Source organism: Thermodesulfobacteriota bacterium (assembly GCA_036397855.1).
Lineage (GTDB): Bacteria > Desulfobacterota_D > UBA1144 > Nemesobacterales > CSP1-2 > DASWID01.
Genome location: DASWID010000044.1, coordinates 1 through 3,270, shown reverse-complemented (window position 1 = coordinate 3,270; position 3,270 = coordinate 1). Strand labels below are relative to the sequence as shown.

Sequence of the window (3,270 nt, the reverse complement as noted above, 5' to 3'; positions counted from 1 at the left end):
TGATCTGAGATTCGTTATTTTGGTCTATGTAGGTATCAGAATTGGCACTTAGGCTGAGATTGATCTTTTTTTGGTTTAATTGTTTAGGCTCCTCATTATTGTCTTCTTGATTATGCAGTACCTCACCAGTTTTATTGCTTTTCTGTAACATTTTATTAAAATTCGTTTATAAAGTTATATTCTGTTAGAACTCCATCAAACTTAGAAAAGATTTGATAATTACACTATATCACAAGTTGGCGGAAGGTAATAGCATAGTATTTTATGGACTGGCAGAGTTCCTATTGAAAAAGTCGAGGGTCAGGGTACCGGGTCGTGGGAACAAAAGGCGTCAGGCCTTGACATTTGACATTATTTCTTCTATTAGCCTATTTAACCTCTTATCTTTTTTCATCTCCTCTTCTAACCTGCTCGATACCTTGCTGACGGTGAGAACAAAAGGCGTCAGGCCTTGACACGTGACTTTATTTCTTCTATTAGCCTATTTAACCTCTTATCTCTTTTCATCTCCTCTTCTAACCTGCTCGATACCTTGCTGACGGCAGAGTAATGAATCCCACCAAATATCTCTCCAATTTCCTGATTACTCAAACCACAGTATCGCTTTGCTAAATATATCGCGACATTTCTTGCCTTATTATTGCGACTACCCCTTGTCTTTAAATCTTCCTTCTTCACTCCAAATGCATCCGATGCAGCTCTTACCAATTCATCAACATTCACAACACCCTTAAATCTCTTTCGTTCCACAATTCCTTCACCTAAAGGCTGGTTCTTGATTAAATTCCGGATTCTCTCTATAAACTTCTCTCCTCCCAGTAAGACCTGTCCATAAACATTCTTGAATGGATTGTCTACTATCCTATCAACTCCCTCTTCTACAAATTTCCTGTAATTACTCCTTGCCCTCTTGTTATCCGGTCCGAAATTTGAAAGTATCCATGAATATTCAACCCATTTTAACTCCTTTCTTTTTCTCATATATCCACCATAACTACTCCATTCGAATTCCTCTGGCATCTCAACTATCTTTGCTCTGACTGGATTCAGGTGAACATATCTACTCACCTGCAACAAATACGAATCCTTGTCAATTAAAATACCCTTATATCTACCCTGAAATAGATGGCCGACTCTCCCATATTTGGGGTTGAAATATCCAGTATAGCCACTGTTAATCCCATGCATTACTTTTAGTAAATTGCCTCCGGGTGTTTCCAAAACAACATGATAGTGATTATCCATCAGTACGAAACAGTGGATAAGGATCCCTAAACGGTCGTGATAGTCTTGTAGTATCTCCAAGAACCTTCTTCGGTCTGAATCATCGAGATATATGTTCTTTTTTTCGTTTCCTCTGGAGGTAATATGATAGAGCGCGCCTGGATATTGAACTCTCAGGGGTCTCGCCATACAGGGAGTTTATCGTCTTGAAGAAATTAAGTCAAATGTCAAGGCCTGACGCCTTGCTTCTTGTCTTTAGCCACGATGAAAAAACCTTAAAGTGAAATATGCATTCTTTATAGTTTTAACTCACCAGCATAATTATCCATAGTCAAGATGTGTCACCTAATTCTTTCTTTGCATAACGTTGAAGGGTTGAGTCCCTTTTTATTTCAAAAAGTCAATATTCGATTGTGTCAATCGTTAACAGAGATCAGTATAAACGAATAAATTAGGTAATATTTTTTGATAAATGACAAATTTAATCTCTTACTACAAGCCATGTTTATTGAACCTTTTTGAAAAATTGCGTTACATAAATAAGAACCCTCAAAAGCTCGGTGCTCTTCGAGAAATTCAGGAAACACTTATAGAGAAAATAACCTACACAGAATCGAAGATTGCGCTTCTAAGGCTCAGACTTAAAAAATTAACAAAAAAATTGCATATAAGGAGAGTATCACCAGGAGCTAAGTCGGAGTCAAACAAAATCAAGCATGAAATTAATTCTATAAAAGAGAAAATAGATCAATACAGAAAGGTTAGGCATATCTTTAGGTCAATTGGAGATGGCCTTGCATTTTCATATTTAAGTAAATGGGATATAAAACCTCTATGCTTCAAAGAAGATCCTGGATTTATTCATAGAAAAAAGGGGTCTTTGATTGAAAGGACATCGCTTCGACAAGCATTAGATAATGGGATACCGGCTATTCTAAATGACATAACTACATGTCTTAAATACGGTGACATAACTGTTCCTACACCCGAGGGAAAAGGGGTCTTTGTTGAAATTAAATCAAATCCTAAGAGGAAAAGAAGAACTATAAATCAGCAAGCTTCATTAGAGTCGATGGCTACTTATCTTAATACAGATCGTACTACTAAATTGTATGGACAGATTGGCGATATCCAGAGGAGATATTGCTTTGAAGAAGAAGTGGTTCATATTGAAACATTAAATAGCATGCTTAGTAAAGCTTATCATGGATCTAATCAATGTAGTGAGCTTGAGCCAGGACAATATATAGGTATCCTTCGCCAAGATAACAACTGTAGTTTTGATGGACTAAAACAAATCTTCGATCCCCTGTTTAGGAGACTAGGTAGACCTTATCTAATTAATATATATGAAGGGAAATTTGATAATACAGGCTACTACCCATTAACACTCTCGATCAAAAATCCCCAAGCTATATACGATCTATATGCGGATAAACTTATGGTGATTTTAATCATCGATCTTGACCATCTGAAGAAATCTATTCAAAAGTACGACCTATCAATTAACATGAATCTTGGTTCTAGAGTATTAAAGGGGACGCAACCCTTTAAAAGCGAATGGTTCCAGTCTACAGTCAACAACACTTTTGAATTATTTTTCTTCTTCCCCGCTTTTTTGCATGCTATCTTTATTTCCTCCCTCATTGTCAACTTCGTCCTTCGTGTCTTCCTTGTTTTCGTTATGGATCCCCGATTAAGCCTGTACCCGAATGTGTTGATTGGGTAGCATTCGGGGATGACATTGGGGATTGGCGCTATTAGCTCTGGGCCATTGCAATAAAGGAGACTGACACCATTTATCTACTTATATAAAGATGTGTCTAGAAGCTAGAAACGAATTAGAACAAACTTCTAACAATATGAAGATTTTTGTTTTGCCGGTGACAACCATTGTACACTTTCTGGGGTCACCCATTAGCCAGTCCCTGTCAATAGGGTAAAGAAATTCTTTGCATTTAATTTTTTTCATATCATAAGTCTCTTACTAGTTTATCCAACACGCACCCGTTATTTTTGTCTTTAAGGATTAGTATCAGCTTAAGC

At 36.9% G+C, this 3,270-nt stretch carries 2 protein-coding genes; one reads left to right on the top strand and one right to left on the bottom strand.

Features of this window, described 5'->3' with window-relative positions; all coding sequences use genetic code 11:
* Positions 1-444: 444 nt before the first annotated feature.
* Positions 445-1,413: a transposase gene (locus tag VGA95_03510; protein HEX9665605.1), complete on the bottom strand. Its 969-nt coding sequence runs from the start codon at positions 1,411-1,413 to the stop codon at positions 445-447.
* A 283-nt stretch (positions 1,414-1,696) separates the two neighbouring features.
* Here VGA95_03510 and VGA95_03505 point away from each other — a divergent pair, with 283 nt between their 5' ends.
* On the top strand, positions 1,697-2,953 hold the full coding sequence (locus tag VGA95_03505; protein HEX9665604.1) for a hypothetical protein: 1,257 nt from the start codon (positions 1,697-1,699) through the stop codon (positions 2,951-2,953).
* Positions 2,954-3,270: the final 317 nt, after the last annotated feature.